A 13,929-nucleotide genomic window follows, 5' to 3' on the forward strand; every position below is an offset into this window, starting at 1 on the left:
GGGTGTGACTCTTCCTTATTCCAGGCTTGTGAGACTGCAGCGTTGCTGCCTCCGATTACACAGTCTTCGGAATCTCGGAGTATTGCACAAGAACTGTGGAATCTATATTCCACATAGCTCTTCACTATAGCTTCGCGTTGGGGCCCAAGTTTCTCGGGCGATCGCAGCACGCGGCACCGCACTGCATCACGCGGCATCGCGCAGCCGGAAGCCTGACGCCCGATACTAGAGCTCGGCGAGAAGGTGCTCGAAATCCTTGAGCACTGCGGCAACAGTCGCCTGCGGCGTCGATGCGCCACCGACGAGCGTGTACTCGCCGAAACCTTCGGCCGTCACCATCAGAGCCTTCGTGCTTCCCCTCGCCGCCGAGTAGGGGTGCGTTTGGTCGTAGGATCGCAGCTCGACCCGAGCAGCATAGCCAGTTCCCACGCGCTCGAGGACTCCAACAAGCGCGGCCTTGGCGCCTGTCTGCCGCCAGGCGCGCACCTGGTGGTCGGACACTTCGAACACGCTCTCACGCTCCACGCTCTCAAGCGGCAGCCACACACCGAGCGCAATACCGGCGATGACGACAAGCTTGGCAGCCGTATCCCGGCCGTCAAGGTCGAATGCGGGGTCGGGCTCCGCGATCCCGCGCGCTACCGCATCGGCGATTGCGGCCTCGAGCGTCGATCCTGATCTAACAACCTCGTCGAGCACGAACGAGCTCGTTCCAGTGAGCGCCGCCTCGACGCGAGTGATTTCTGCACCCGCGAGATTGTGTCGCAGAAAATCAACGGCGGGCAGCGCCGCCGAACTCGCCCCGCTCGCGTGCACTCGGCTTCCGCTTGCCTGCGCGGTCTCGAAAAGCCTCGCCCCGTGCAGCGCGAGCGCGCTCTTCGACACCATGATCGCGTGGATGCCACGCCGCGTCGCCCAGTCAAGGTGGTCGAGCCCCGGCCCACCCGACACGTAATCGTTCGGCCCAGCGTCAATCACGACGTCGGGGTTTGCCTGTTCAAGAAAGGTCGCGCCGACAAGCCGCGGCGCCCACCCATCCCGTTCGGCGATGTCTGCCGCGGTGAGACCACTGTCACGCACGATCCCAGACGCGCTCCCGCACACCGCGACAAGTCGCACGTCGACACCCCAGCGTGCAGACAAGCGAGCGCGCCGTTCGAGCAGCGCCACCGCGACGCGGGACCCGATCCCGCCGCACCCGGTGAGCGCCACTCGTACGACGCGCATGGCCACGCCGCGCCTGACTAGGCGGCGCCCTCAAACATCGACGTCACCGATCCATCTTCGAAGACCTCGTGAATCGCCTTCGCAAGCAGCGGGGCGATCGGCAGCACCGTGAGCTTCTCAAAGCGCTTCTCTTCGGGAACCGGCAGGGTATCCATGACGACGACCTGATCGATGAAGTCACGCGACAGGTGCTCAATCGCCTTACCCGAGAAAATGGCGTGCGTCGCGGCAATCGTTACCCCGCGGGCGCCGGCCTGCTTGAGCGCCTCGGCAGCCTTCGAGATAGTGCCGCCGGTGTCGATCATGTCGTCGACCATGAGGCACCAGCGATCCTTCACGTCGCCGACGATGCCGTGCACCGAGGCCTGGTTCGCGACAGACGGGTCGCGACGCTTGTGGATGATCGCAAGCGGAGCACCGAGGCGGTCGCTCCAAACGTCCGCGACGCGAACGCGCCCCATGTCGGGCGACACGACCGTCAGGTCGTCACGGTTCAGGTTCTTCTCGAAGTGCTCGAGCAGCACAGGCATCGCAAACAGGTGATCGAGTGGGCCGTCGAAGAAGCCCTGAATCTGCGGTGCGTGCAGGTCGACCGACATGATGCGGTTGGCCCCAGCCGTCTTAAACAGGTCTGCGATGAGGCGCGCCGAGATGGGCTCGCGGCCGCGGCCCTTCTTGTCCTGGCGCGAGTACGGGTAGAACGGCGCCACAACTGTGATGCGCTTCGCCGAGGCGCGCTTCAGGGCGTCGACCATGATGAGCTGCTCCATGAGCCACTCATTGATCGGGTCAGTGTGCGACTGAATGACAAACGCGTCCGATCCGCGGACACTCTCATCGAACCGAGCGTAGAGCTCGCCGTTCGCAAAGGTTCGGGCATCGGTGGGAACGAGTTCAGCGCCGAGTTCAGCGGCAACTTGTTCGGCGAGCTCAGGATACGCTCGGCCGGTAATGAGAACGAGCTTCTTCTGCCCGGTCATCTCGATTTTGCTCATCAGTGCTTTCCCACTTGCCCTTCAGTGATTACTTTGTATGAGATGTGTCGTTGAGTGAGTCTGAGGCGGCCTCGGGGCTCGCGGCCCGCTCGGCAGCGGCAGCGGAACTCGTTCCGGGGCGGTTCGCAGCGACCCAGCCCTCCAGATTCCGCTGAGGGGCAACCGTCATCGCGAGCGCACCAGCGGGCACGGGCTTACGCACGATTGTTCCCGCCGCGGTGTACGTTCCGTCTTCAATGGTAACCGGTGCGATGAGCACGTTCTTCGAACCGATTCGCACCGCATCCCCGACAACGGTCTGATGCTTGTTCACGCCGTCATAGTTCGCGACAATCGTGCCCGCACCGATATTCGAGCCGGTACCGATCGTGACATCACCGACGTAGCTCAGGTGTGGCACCTTCGAGCCCTCACCGATCTGCGCATTCTTCGCCTCGACGAACGCCCCGATCTTGCCGCCCTCGCCAAGCTCGGTGCCCGGACGGATGAACGCGAACGGGCCAACCTCTGCACCCGCGTGGAACGCCGCAAGCGTCGCCTCAGAACGGCGAACGCGCGCCCCCTCACCGACCTCGCAGTCAGTCAGGGTCGTGTCGGGGCCGATGATGGCTCCTGTCGCAATTGACGTCGCGCCATGCAGGAACGTTCCAGGCAGAATCTCGACATCCGACTCGATCGACACGTCAGCGTCGATCCACGTCGTCGCCGGGTCCATGATTGTCACGCCATTTCGCTGATGCTCGCGGATGATGCGAGCGTTCAGCTCACGGCCAGCATCGGCGAGCTGAGCGCGGTCGTTCACGCCCGCGACGACCCACGGATCGTTCGTCGCGACAGCCTCAACCCCGCCGCCTCTCGCGAGGATGCGCGCGGCCGCATCAGTCAGGTACTTCTCGCCCTGCGCGTTGTTCGTGTCGATCTCACCGAGCGCCTGCGCCAGAGCGCGGTGCGTGAAGACGTAGATGCCGCCGTTGATCTCACCGATCCTACGCTGCTCGTCCGTCGCGTCCTTTTCTTCGACGATGCCAGTCATGCCGCCATCCGCGTCGCGGAGGATGCGGCCAAGGCCTGTCGGGTTATCGAGAAGCGCGGACAGCAGCGTCATGTCGCGGTGCTCGGCGAAATGGCCATCGAGCAGGCTGCGAATAGACGGGCCATCGACAAGCGGAGCGTCGCCCGACAGCACGACGACCGAGCCGTCGAAGTCAGCGGGGAGCGCCGCAAGCGCGAGCTCGACCGCGCGGCCAGTGCCGGGCACCTCGTCCTGATCAACAATGATCGTGTCGGGGGCGTGGTTCAGGATCGCCTCGGCAACCCGTTCACGCTCATGCCGAACGACGGCGACGATTTTCTGCGGCGAGACAGCCGCCGCAGTGTCGAGCACATGCTCGATGAGTGAGCGTCCGCCGATGCGGTGCAGCACCTTGGGAAGCGTCGACTTCATCCGAGTGCCCTGGCCAGCGGCCAGAATGACGACAGCGAGAGAACGTTCTGTCATGTCGGGTGTCCCTTTCTCGTTCGCGAGTGCGTGAGCACTGCGCGGAACTGCGCCGATACCGACGCGCGGCGGTGGGTTCGCCCCAGCCGCCACCGCTCCGCCCCTAGGATTCGAACCTAGACTTAACAGCTCCAAAGGCTGTCGTGCTGCCATTACACCAAGGCGGATCGCACCGAAGCCGGTACAGATATAGTCTGCCAGACCTCGCGACTACTTTCGCACGTCTCGGGCAGAACGGGGCAAACTGCGGCGGGTTCACGGGGAAAAAACTTCAGCAACCCGAGATAATGAGCAGATGGAAGACCGCACGCCAGACTCGACCGACGAGGTTGACGGGATCATCGCGTCGTGGAGCGCAGCACGCCCAGACCTCGATTTCGCACCACTCACCGTGTTCTCGCGGCTCTCGCGAATCGCGAAGCATCTCGACCGGGCGCGCTCCCACGCGTTCGAGCGTTCAGGGCTCGCGTCATGGGAGTTTGACGTACTCGCTGTGCTGCGCCGCGGTGGCGCACCCTACCGACAAAGCCCGAAAGTGCTTGTGCAGCAGACAATGGTCTCAAGCGGCACCATGACGAACAGGATCGACAGGCTCGTCGAACGCGAGCTCGTGCGCCGCCTCACCGACCCCAACGACGGCAGGGGCGTGCTTGTCGAAATGACCCCCCTCGGCCAGACACTCGTCGATGCGGCGATGACACGACTCACTGATTCAGAGGAGCGCCTTCTCGGCGCAATGAGCAGGCCGGAACGCGAGCGCCTTGCCGTCCTGCTGCGAAAGCTTGCGCGAAGCGTTGACCGTTATGAGCCCGTCTCTGAGGCAGCCGACGACCCGGTGGTCTAGGAACCGGCCCCACGCGCCGGGCGCGAGCACCAGTCTCCTGCCCCACGGAACCCGTGCGGTGCGCATAGCGTGGCACGCACGCGGCGCTCTCAGAGGGCTGGCGTCGACTCAGGAGCGACACGGAGCGATCCGTCGCCGGCCGCCTCGAAAAGTGTGCCGAGACGCAGCAGCTCGGGGTCTGAATACGCGGCGCCGGCGAACGTGAGCCCAACAGGCATGCCAATATCGGCCATGACTCCCATCGCGACGGTGACCGTGGGAATCCCGAGGTGGCGCAGTGCGTAGTTCCCGTTCGAGAAGAAGACGCCGTTCGACCACGCGTGATCCGCAGCTGCCTTCTCACGCTCGGCCGATTCGCGCCCCACGTCGGCGTTTGCCGGGAACACGACGGCGTCGAACCCCTCGGTCTGCAGCCACGACTCGAACAGGTCCTCGCGCAACTGAACGAGCGCGCGCAGACCGGCAGCGAAGTCGGGGCGCTCACGCGGGTCTGGGATACCCGCCTTCGCGAAGGCGACAACTGCACGGTAGCGGTTCGCATAGTCTTCAACTTCTTCGTAACGGTCGGGCAGCGTGCCTGGGGGCTGCGGGAAGATCGTATCGGGGTCGACGTCCGCGAGCGTCGGGATCGCGGGGTCGCCGTTTGCGCGAAGGAAGTCGTCCCAGCCGTACGCGAGGAAGTGGTTGAACTCGGTGTCCATCCAGCCGTCGGGCAGCACCCCGAGCTCGCCGACGTTTTCCTGGCCGGGGCGATCGCCCTCGTAGCGTTCGATGAGGGGGAACCCAGTTTCGACGACCTCGGCGCCAAGCGCTTCGAGGCGGGCGCGCGCGGCCGCCCACAGGTCGAGCACTGTCGGGCGAACCGCAATGGGAAAGTCAGGATCGAGGCCGAGGTACATCTTCGGCACCGCGAAACGTTTGCCCGCAAGCAGCTGGGCATGCAGTTCGGGCCCGGCTTTCGACTCCCCCTCGAGTTCTGGCGCTTCCGCGAGGGCAAGGTATGACTCGGGCCTATGCTCGCTCGGCGCGGGCACAGGGACGGCGTTCTGGGCCCGCCAGAAGTCCCCGCGGGTGACCTTGTCGTCCTGCACGAGCACGTCGAGCAACCTGAGCATGTCTGGCATTGACCGCGTGTGCGGAACGACGACGTCGCGCGCCGGGAACAGCGGCCAGTTCCCGCGGATTGACAGCACGCCCCAGGAGGGGGTGTAGGCGCACAGGCCGTTGTTTGAGGCCGGGCTGCGGCCGCTTGAGACTGTCTCCTCGCCCATGCCGAAGACTGCAAGGTTTGCTGCCGTCGCGACGGCCGACCCGTTCGAAGACCCTGAGGCGTAGGCTGCTGCAAGGTAGTCGCGGTTGTAGGGCGACTCGGCTCGTCCGTAGACGCCACGCTGCATGCCGCCGTCGGCCATGGGCGGCATGTTTGTCTTGCCGATGAGCACCGCCCCCGCTTCCCGGAGCTTCTCGACTGAGAATGCATCCCACTGCGCGACGAGGTACTCGAACGCCGGCGAGCCTGAGGCGACGGTGAGGCCACGCACCATGTACGAATCTTTGACGGTGAAAGGCACGCCCTCGAGCGCGCGCTGCGTGCCAGCTTTCCAGCGGGCGTCGGACTCTGCCGCTTGAGCGAGCGCGTCTGGGGTGGGCACAACGACAGCGTGAAGTCCGTCATCGCCAAGGTCGTACGCTTCGATGCGAGCGAGGTAGCTTTCGGTCACGCTCGTCGGCGTGGCCGACCCTGTTTCGTAGGCTCCGAGCACGTCTGCGATGCTCGCTTCGATGAGTTGAAAAGACTCGCGCATGCCCCCATGCTAGTGGGGACATGCGCGAGTCTTGTGCGTTCTTTCGGCGCAGTGCCGACAGCGCTACTTTCGGCCGGTCACTGCGCGCGCAACGATCTCACGCATGACCTCGTTGGTGCCGCCGTAGATTCGGTGGACGCGCGCATCGAGGAATGCGCGCGCGATCGGGTACTCGGTGATGTAGCCGTAGCCACCGTGGAGCTGGACGCCCTGGTCGAGGATCTCCCACTCGCGCTCGGTGCACCAGAACTTGACCTTGGCAGCCTCGTCTGCGGTGAGCTTGCCCTCCATGAACAGCTTCATGGCACGGTCGATGTATGCCCACATAACGTCGACCGTTGTTGCCATGTCAGCGAGGCTGAAGCGCGAGTTCTGGAAGTCGGCGACGGGCTTTCCAAACGCCTCGCGGCTCTTCGTGTAGTCGAGCGTCCACTGGAACCCCGCATCAGCGATTGCCGTCGCAGCGACACCGATCGAGAGGCGCTCGAGCGGCAGGTTCTCCATGAGCTGCACGAATCCGTGCCCCTCGACACCCCCGATGAGGTTCTCGTCTGGAACGAACACGTCAACAAAGCTGAGCTCGGCGGTGTCGTGGCCGTGCGAACCCATCTTGTGAAGCTTGCGGCCGTGGTCGAAGCCGTCCATGCCGTCTTCGATAATGATGAGGCTGAAGGCGTCGGGGCGATTGCCCTCGCCGGTCTTCACGAAAGTCACGATGATGTCGGCTGTCTTGCCGCTCGAGATGAACGTCTTTGCTCCGTTGACGATGTAGCCGCCATCGGTCTTCTTCGCAGTCGTTGTGACGCCGCGCAGGTCGCTGCCGGCGCCTGGCTCAGTCATTGCGAGTGCTCCAAGCACCTCGCACGTCGCCATCTTCGGGAGCCACTTGGCCTTCTGCTCGTCAGTGCCGAAGCGCGCAATGTACGGAACTGCGAGGTCGTCCTGAATTCCGACTGCGCCTGCGAGCGCGGCGCCGGTGCCCGAGAGCGTGAGCTCCTCGAGCACGATTGACCTGAAACGGTAGTCCTCAAGCATGCCGGCTCCGCCGAACTCTTCGGGAACCGAGAGACCGACAATGCCGTGTTCAGCCGCCGCGAGCATCGTCGCGCGGTCAACCTCGCCTGCCTCTTCCCACTCGTTCATCTTCTCGGTGGTGACGTAGCGCTTGATGAATTGCTTGACCATCTCACGGAAGTCGTCGTGGATCTCTTCGTAAATTTCGCGTTCCATGTGCGTGTTCCCTTCGCGTCGTCGCGTTCGCAGGTTGTGATGGGCGGAGCCTGCTGGGCGTACCCACATGGGAACCCTCAGCGTCGGCTTTCGGTACACCCAGCATGAATGACCTTGCGATGCAACGTCAAGAGATTTGTTGCGTAGCTCCAGCTTTTTCGATCACTTCAGCCTGTGGTCTGCGCAACAGCTCCACCAGCAGGAGCGTCGCGAGGAACCAGCCAAGCGCTGCGAGCACGCTCGCAAGCGAAATCGGGCGGTTCAAGAACACTACGAGCACTATCGCCGCTACGGCGACGGACCAAATCATTGGGCGGATCCGATCGATCCAACTGCCGACGGCGCCGGTGTTGAGGTGCAGCCTGTCGAGGCCAGCCCGCGCACGGTCGAAGCCCCTGTTGGCTGCGCTTCTGATCGCACGCGCCTGTCGTGAAGAACCAAACAGCCACGCGGCGACAGCAATGAGCGCCGAGAGAACTGTGAGCGCGACAAGGATCGCGTGAATGTTCAACGTCACTTGCCCAAACAGCGCTTCGGCAGTAGCGACGGGTATGAACGCGGGACTCACTGTCGCAACGAAGAAGAGCTTACCCGTGCCGATCCCTGCGATCAGCAGCAGGAAGGAGGCAGCAAGTCCGATTCCCGCTGCCAGCGTCGCGCGGGCACGCTTGCGAGCTATCGCGATCGCTGCGACAAGAAGCCCGAGCACAAGCCAAGGGAGCCAGTATCCGACCGCCGTGGCGAACGTATACGCGGTGCGTACGGACGTGAGCGAGTCAGAGGTCACCAGCGGGATTGAGCGATCGATCTCCGGGATCAAGCTTGCGAGGTCGACGCCCTGAGCTTGGAGCATTGTTTTGGCCTCGGCGATGATCGTGCCGAGCTCGACAGTGACGGTCCCGTCGTCAGAAAGCTGGAGCGCACTGTTGGGGTCACCCTGGATCACAGCGATCGCGCGCGCGTGGGTTTGCCGCAGCGCGACCTCCCAGATCTGTGCAAACTGCGGCGACGTGACCATGCGGTCGACAGTGGTGCGCAGGATCGACTGGATGCCGTGCACTGCGGGGCCCTCAAGCATCGTGAACGCTGCCGCGGCCTGCGGCGGCAGGTCGAGCGCACTCAAACCGCTCACGGCGTCGTGCACGACTGCCTCGATATCGAGGCTCTCTTCGATCGCATCGACGACTTCGTCGGAGATGAACGACTGCACCGCCGGCTTCTCGGCGAGCGGCGCGAGCCCGGAAACGAAGCGATCTGTGTCGATAAGTTCGGCCCGCACCCACGTGCTCACGACCGCGGCGGGCGCAAGCAGCGCGGCGACGACGATCAGGATCGCGGCGAGCACCGAACGTGCGCGATTGCCAGCCCGGGTGCCGGTAGCGCGTTTCAGCTCGGTGTTCTCGCTCTCGAGGGCCTCGACACGGTCGCGCAGCTCCGCGAGCTCACCGCCTGGCCCGCTCATCGGGTCACGGCCTGTCGCGCCGAGTCATCCTGTGGACATCCAGAGAATCTGCTCATAGCTGGAGATTAGCGCACCAAGAGTTCGTGGTCATCAAGCTCTTTCGACGCTGCGTCGTGCGTTTCTCGTTAGGGAACACTGGTTGCCCGTATGGATTCCGTTAGGACGCATGATTTCGCTCGCGAGCGGGTATTCAATCAAGGCATGCGCCACCGCGGCGCCCGCCCCTGACAGCGTTCAGCGAGGCATATTTCGAACGGAGATCATCGTGCTCGATGTGGTCTACGCGCTTGGCGCGATCGCCCTCTTCGCGCTCATTGGCGTTGTTGCAAAGGCGGTGGAGAAGCTGTGATCGTTTTCGACATTCTCGCCGCACTCCTTGCGATCTCGGCCCTCGTGTTTCTTGGGGTTGCGCTCACCCGACCGGAGAAGTTCTGATGGGGTGGGTCGGTGCGCTCCTCGCGGTCGGCACTGTCGCGGTAATCATCGCCGTCCTGTACCGTCCCCTCGGCGACTACATCGCATGGGTGTACACGTCGCAGCGGGACTCGCGCGTTGAGCGCGGGATTTACCGTCTGATAGGGGTCGACGCGCGGGCCGAGCAAAGCTGGCAGGCGTACCTGCGGAGCGTGCTCACGTTCTCGGTCGTGGGGCTGCTGCTCGTCTACGGGATGCAGCGCCTCCAACATGTGCTGCCGCTCTCGCTCGGGCTCCCCGCACCGAGCGCGCCCCTGTCGTTCAACACCGCCGCCTCGTTTGTCGGGAATACAAACTGGCAGTCATACTCCCCCGAGGCAACGCTCGGCTATACGGCGCAGATGGCCGGCCTCGCCGTACAAAACTTCACGTCCGCAGCTGTCGGAATCGCTGTCGCCGTCGCGCTCGTTCGCGGCTTTGCTTACCGCCGTTCTGGCACGATCGGCAACTTCTGGGTTGACGTCACTCGCGGCATCCTCAGGCTCTTGCTGCCAGTTGCAGCTGTGAGCGCAGTTGTGCTCATCACCGCCGGCGTGATCCAGAACTTCAACGGGTTCACCGACGTGACAACGCTTGCCGGAGCATCTCAGTCGATCCCCGGTGGCCCCACTGCGTCGCAGGAAGCGATCAAGCTGCTCGGCACGAACGGCGGCGGGTTCTTCAATGCGAACTCATCGCATCCGTTTGAGAACCCAACGGGCTGGACGAACTTGTTCGAGATTGTTCTCATGCTCGCCATTCCGTTCGCGCTGCCGCGAGCCTTCGGCAGGATTGTTGGTGACAACCGTCAGGGGTACGCGATCCTCGGAGTGATGGGTGTGCTGTATCTCGGATCATTCGCCGCCCTCACCGCTGTCGAGCTCGCAGGCAACGGCACGGCACCGGAGCTCGCGGGAGCGGCGCTCGAAGGTAAGGAACAGCGTTTCGGGATCATTGGGTCGACGCTGTTCGCGACGACGAGCACCGGCACTTCAACGGGCGCGGTGAACTCGATGCACGACTCGTACACCGCGCTCGGCGGCTTCTTCCCAACGCTCAACATGATGCTCGGCGAGGTTTCGCCTGGCGGGGTCGGCTCGGGCCTCTACGCGCTGCTCGTGCTCGCCGTGATCACGGTGTTCATCGCCGGGCTCCTCATCGGGCGCACCCCCGAGTACCTCGGGAAGAAGATCGGGCCGAAAGAGGTCAAGCTTGCTGCGCTCTACATCCTCGTCATGCCGATGCTCGTGCTGACGGGAACCGCACTCAGCTTTGCTGTCCCGGGGGTACGCGAGAGCGTCACCGAAGACTCGATCCTCAACGACGGCGTCCACGGCATGTCCGAGGTGCTCTACGCGTTCACCTCAGCAGCGAACAACAACGGTTCAGCGTTCGCCGGGCTCACCGCGGACACCCCATGGTTGAACACGGCGCTTGGCGTCACGATCCTGCTCGGCCGGTTCCTCCCCATCATGCTCGTGCTCGCACTCGCGGGTTCCCTCGCGGCGCAGGACACAGTCCCCGCGACCTCGGGCACCCTTCCCACCCACCGCCCGCTGTTCGTCGGGCTGCTTGCAGCGGTCACCATCCTCCTCTCTGTGCTCGCGTTCCTCCCCGTTCTCGCGCTAGGCCCCCTAGCTGAAGGGCTCATGTAACCATGTCAACGCACACTCTCCCCACCCGCAGCGGGTTCTCGCTCGCCCAGCTCAGCCACGCACTCCCCGGGGCGCTGCGAAAGCTCGACCCGATTCAGCAGTGGCGCAACCCAGTGATGTTTATCGTCTGGGTCGGCGCCGCGCTCACGACCGCACTCGCGCTCGCCGAGCCATTCCTCGGGGGCCCCTCTGATTCGGGCGGTAGCTCGGTGCCAGCCTCGTTCACGGCGGCCATCGCCGTATGGCTGTGGTTGACAGTGTTCTTCGCGAACATCGCCGAGTCAGTCGCCGAGGGCCGCGGCAAGGCGCAAGCTGAATCCCTTCGCAAGACGCGGACGAGCACCACGGCGAACCGCGTCGACGCCTACAGCCCCGACTCCGACCCCGCTGCTGCCGAATCGGCAGTGACCCCAGTTGCCTCCTCTGAGCTGCGCATCGGCGACACAGTCGTGGTGGTCGCTGGCGAGCTGATCCCTGGCGACGGTGACATTGTTTGGGGCATCGCCTCCGTCGATGAGTCGGCGATCACCGGAGAATCTGCACCGGTCGTGCGCGAGTCGGGCGGCGACAGGTCCGCTGTCACAGGCGGCACCCGGGTGCTCTCTGACCGCATCGTCGTGCGTATCACCTCACAGCCTGGCGACACCTTCGTCGACAGGATGATCGCCCTCGTCGAGGGCGCCGCGCGACAGAAGACTCCGAACGAGATCGCCCTCAACATCCTGCTCGCGAGCCTGTCAATCGTGTTCGTGATCGTCGTGCTCACGCTCAACCCGATTGCGTCGTACGCCGCCGCACCTGTCAGCCTTGCAGTGCTCACCGCACTGCTTGTCTGCCTCATCCCCACAACAATCGGCGCGCTCCTCAGCGCCGTCGGCATCGCCGGCATGGACAGGCTCGTGCAGCGCAACGTGCTCGCCACATCGGGGCGCGCGGTTGAGGCGGCTGGCGACGTCACCACGCTGCTCCTCGACAAGACAGGCACCATCACATACGGCAACCGCCGAGCAAGCAATTTCATCCCCCTCCTCGGAATCGCAGACACCGAACTCATTGCCGCAGCAGCGCTGTCGTCGCTCGCAGACCCCACCCCTGAGGGAAGCTCGATCGTCGAACTCGCCAACACGCTCGGGGCGACGTACGACACGAACACCACGGGTGAGATCGTGCCGTTCACCGCGCAGACCCGAATGTCGGGGCTCAACCTCCCAGACGGCACAGAGATCCGTAAGGGCGCCGGCTCCGCAGTGCTCGCGTGGCTCGAAGATGGCGGCGCCCCGCTCCCCCCGCAACGGTCGGCCGAGCTCCAGCAACGCATCGCCGAGGTTTCTGAGAGCGGCGGCACGCCGCTCGTCGTCGCCACGCGTGCCGGTTCCGAGCGGAAGCTCCTCGGCGTTGTTCATCTCAAGGACGTCGTGAAGGAGGGGCTCCCGGAGAAGTTTCGCGAGCTGCGTGCAATGGGGATCCGAACAGTCATGATCACCGGCGACAACGCACTCACCGCGGCCGCGATCTCGCGCGAAGCTGGCGTCGACGACTTTCTCGCCGAGGCAACTCCCGAAGACAAGCTCGCCTACATTCGCGCAGAACAGGCGGGCGGCAACCTCGTCGCGATGACCGGAGACGGCACGAACGATGCCCCCGCACTCGCGCAGGCAGACGTCGGCGTCGCCATGAACTCGGGGACCTCGGCGGCCAAAGAGGCTGGCAACATGGTTGACCTAGACTCCGACCCGTCGAAGCTCATCGATATCGTCCGCATCGGCAAGCAGCTGCTCATCACCCGTGGCGCGCTCACAACGTTCTCGATCGCGAACGACATCGCGAAGTACTTCGCGATCATTCCCGCGATGTTCATGGGGATCTTCCCCGGCCTCGCCGCGCTGAACATCATGGGCCTGCACTCGGCGGCATCCGCCGTGCTCTCCGCAATCATCTTCAACGCCATCGTGATCGTGTTTCTCATTCCGCTCGCGCTGCGCGGGGTGAAGTACAGGCCAGGCACTGCCGCGAGCATTCTCGGCCGCAACCTCACGGTATACGGGCTCGGCGGTGTCGTCGCCCCCTTCGTCGGGATCTGGCTCATCGACCAACTCGTCCGACTCATCCCCGGGTTCTAACCCATCAGAAAGAGGCACACACAATGAATGCCGCACCACGCACCACCCGCCGCACACTGTGGGTCGCGATTCGCGCGATGGTGATCTTCACCCTCCTGCTCGGCATCGCCTACCCGCTCGCACTCACCGGCATCGGCCAGCTCGCGTTCCCGTGGCAGGCAAACGGCTCGCTGCGAGCCAACGCAACCGGCGAGGTTGTCGGCTCGGCCCACCTCGGGCAGCAGTTCCTCACTGAAAGCTGCGAACCCGATCCGCAGTTCTTCCAGCCCCGCCCATCCGCAGCAGGCTACGGCTACGACGGCGCCGCGTCCTCCGGTTCAAACCTTGGGCCCGAAAACCCCGACCTCGTCGCAGCAATCGCCGAACGGCGGGCTGCAGTTGCGAGGTTCAATGGGGTCACGGAGTCCGAGGTCCCGGCCGATGCCGTGACAGCGTCCTCCTCCGGCCTGGATCCTCATATCAGCGCCGACTACGCCGCCGTGCAGATCAGCCGAGTCGCGGACGCACGCGGACTCGATCGAAGCGAAGTTCAAAACATCGTACGCGCCCACACGCAGGCCCCAGACCTCGGCTTCCTTGGCGAGAGTAGGGTGAACGTACTCGAGTTGAATCTGGCGCTCGAACAGTTGCGGAGGTGAGC

At 64.3% G+C, this 13,929-nt stretch carries 12 protein-coding genes and 1 tRNA gene; 6 read left to right on the forward strand and 7 right to left on the reverse strand.

Going from position 1 to position 13,929, the window contains the following annotated elements; genetic code table 11:
* Window positions 1-225: 225 nt before the first annotated feature.
* From KI794_RS11630 to KI794_RS11645, 4 genes are all read right to left on the reverse strand, one after another.
* Window positions 226-1,227, reverse strand: coding sequence for a homoserine dehydrogenase (locus KI794_RS11630; RefSeq protein ID WP_119284655.1), 1,002 nt, complete (start codon window positions 1,225-1,227; stop codon window positions 226-228).
* 17 nt (window positions 1,228-1,244) lie between these two features.
* On the reverse strand, window positions 1,245-2,222 hold the full coding sequence (locus KI794_RS11635) for a ribose-phosphate diphosphokinase (RefSeq protein WP_119284656.1): 978 nt from the start codon (window positions 2,220-2,222) through the stop codon (window positions 1,245-1,247).
* A gap of 28 nt (window positions 2,223-2,250) precedes the next feature.
* Complete coding sequence (gene glmU / locus KI794_RS11640) at window positions 2,251-3,720, reverse strand: bifunctional UDP-N-acetylglucosamine diphosphorylase/glucosamine-1-phosphate N-acetyltransferase GlmU (protein WP_119284657.1); 1,470 nt, start codon at window positions 3,718-3,720, stop codon at window positions 2,251-2,253.
* 95 nt (window positions 3,721-3,815) lie between these two features.
* Window positions 3,816-3,887: transfer RNA gene (locus KI794_RS11645), tRNA-Gln, on the reverse strand.
* A gap of 128 nt (window positions 3,888-4,015) precedes the next feature.
* On the opposite strand from KI794_RS11645, the gene KI794_RS11650 reads away from it, so the two are divergent.
* Entirely contained in the window at window positions 4,016-4,564 is a 549-nt protein-coding gene (locus tag KI794_RS11650) for a MarR family winged helix-turn-helix transcriptional regulator (RefSeq protein ID WP_119284658.1), read from the forward strand.
* An 89-nt stretch (window positions 4,565-4,653) separates the two neighbouring features.
* Here the strand turns inward: KI794_RS11650 and KI794_RS11655 are convergent, their stop codons facing one another.
* The 3 genes from KI794_RS11655 to KI794_RS11665 form a co-directional block, all read right to left on the reverse strand.
* On the reverse strand, window positions 4,654-6,369 hold the full coding sequence (locus KI794_RS11655) for an amidase (protein WP_255808174.1): 1,716 nt from the start codon (window positions 6,367-6,369) through the stop codon (window positions 4,654-4,656).
* Window positions 6,370-6,432: 63 nt separating this feature from the next.
* A complete protein-coding gene (locus tag KI794_RS11660; protein ID WP_119284660.1) occupies window positions 6,433-7,599 on the reverse strand; it encodes an acyl-CoA dehydrogenase family protein in 1,167 nt (388 codons plus the stop codon).
* A 127-nt stretch (window positions 7,600-7,726) separates the two neighbouring features.
* Window positions 7,727-9,061 carry a hypothetical protein gene (locus KI794_RS11665; RefSeq protein WP_255808175.1) on the reverse strand — a complete coding sequence of 445 codons (1,335 nt, stop codon included), beginning with the start codon at window positions 9,059-9,061 and terminating at the stop codon, window positions 7,727-7,729.
* A 166-nt stretch (window positions 9,062-9,227) separates the two neighbouring features.
* Here KI794_RS11665 and KI794_RS11670 point away from each other — a divergent pair, with 166 nt between their 5' ends.
* From KI794_RS11670 to kdpC, 5 genes are read left to right on the forward strand one after another with little or no spacing between them, the layout of a single operon-like run.
* Entirely contained in the window at window positions 9,228-9,410 is a 183-nt protein-coding gene (locus tag KI794_RS11670) for a hypothetical protein (protein ID WP_119284662.1), read from the forward strand.
* A complete protein-coding gene (locus KI794_RS11675) occupies window positions 9,407-9,496 on the forward strand; it encodes a potassium-transporting ATPase subunit F (RefSeq protein WP_119284663.1) in 90 nt (29 codons plus the stop codon). The genes KI794_RS11670 and KI794_RS11675 overlap by 4 nt, the downstream gene beginning before the upstream one ends.
* Window positions 9,496-11,169, forward strand: coding sequence for a potassium-transporting ATPase subunit KdpA (gene kdpA / locus KI794_RS11680; protein ID WP_255808176.1), 1,674 nt, complete (start codon window positions 9,496-9,498; stop codon window positions 11,167-11,169). The genes KI794_RS11675 and kdpA overlap by 1 nt, the downstream gene beginning before the upstream one ends.
* 2 nt (window positions 11,170-11,171) lie before the next feature.
* Window positions 11,172-13,289, forward strand: coding sequence for a potassium-transporting ATPase subunit KdpB (gene kdpB / locus KI794_RS11685; protein ID WP_119284665.1), 2,118 nt, complete (start codon window positions 11,172-11,174; stop codon window positions 13,287-13,289).
* A gap of 23 nt (window positions 13,290-13,312) precedes the next feature.
* Window positions 13,313-13,927: a K(+)-transporting ATPase subunit C gene (kdpC, locus tag KI794_RS11690; RefSeq protein WP_255808177.1), complete on the forward strand. Its 615-nt coding sequence runs from the start codon at window positions 13,313-13,315 to the stop codon at window positions 13,925-13,927.
* Window positions 13,928-13,929 lie beyond the last annotated feature (2 nt).

Origin of the sequence: Leucobacter aridicollis, from assembly GCF_024399335.1 — a bacterium.
Taxonomy (GTDB): domain Bacteria; phylum Actinomycetota; class Actinomycetes; order Actinomycetales; family Microbacteriaceae; genus Leucobacter; species Leucobacter aridicollis_A.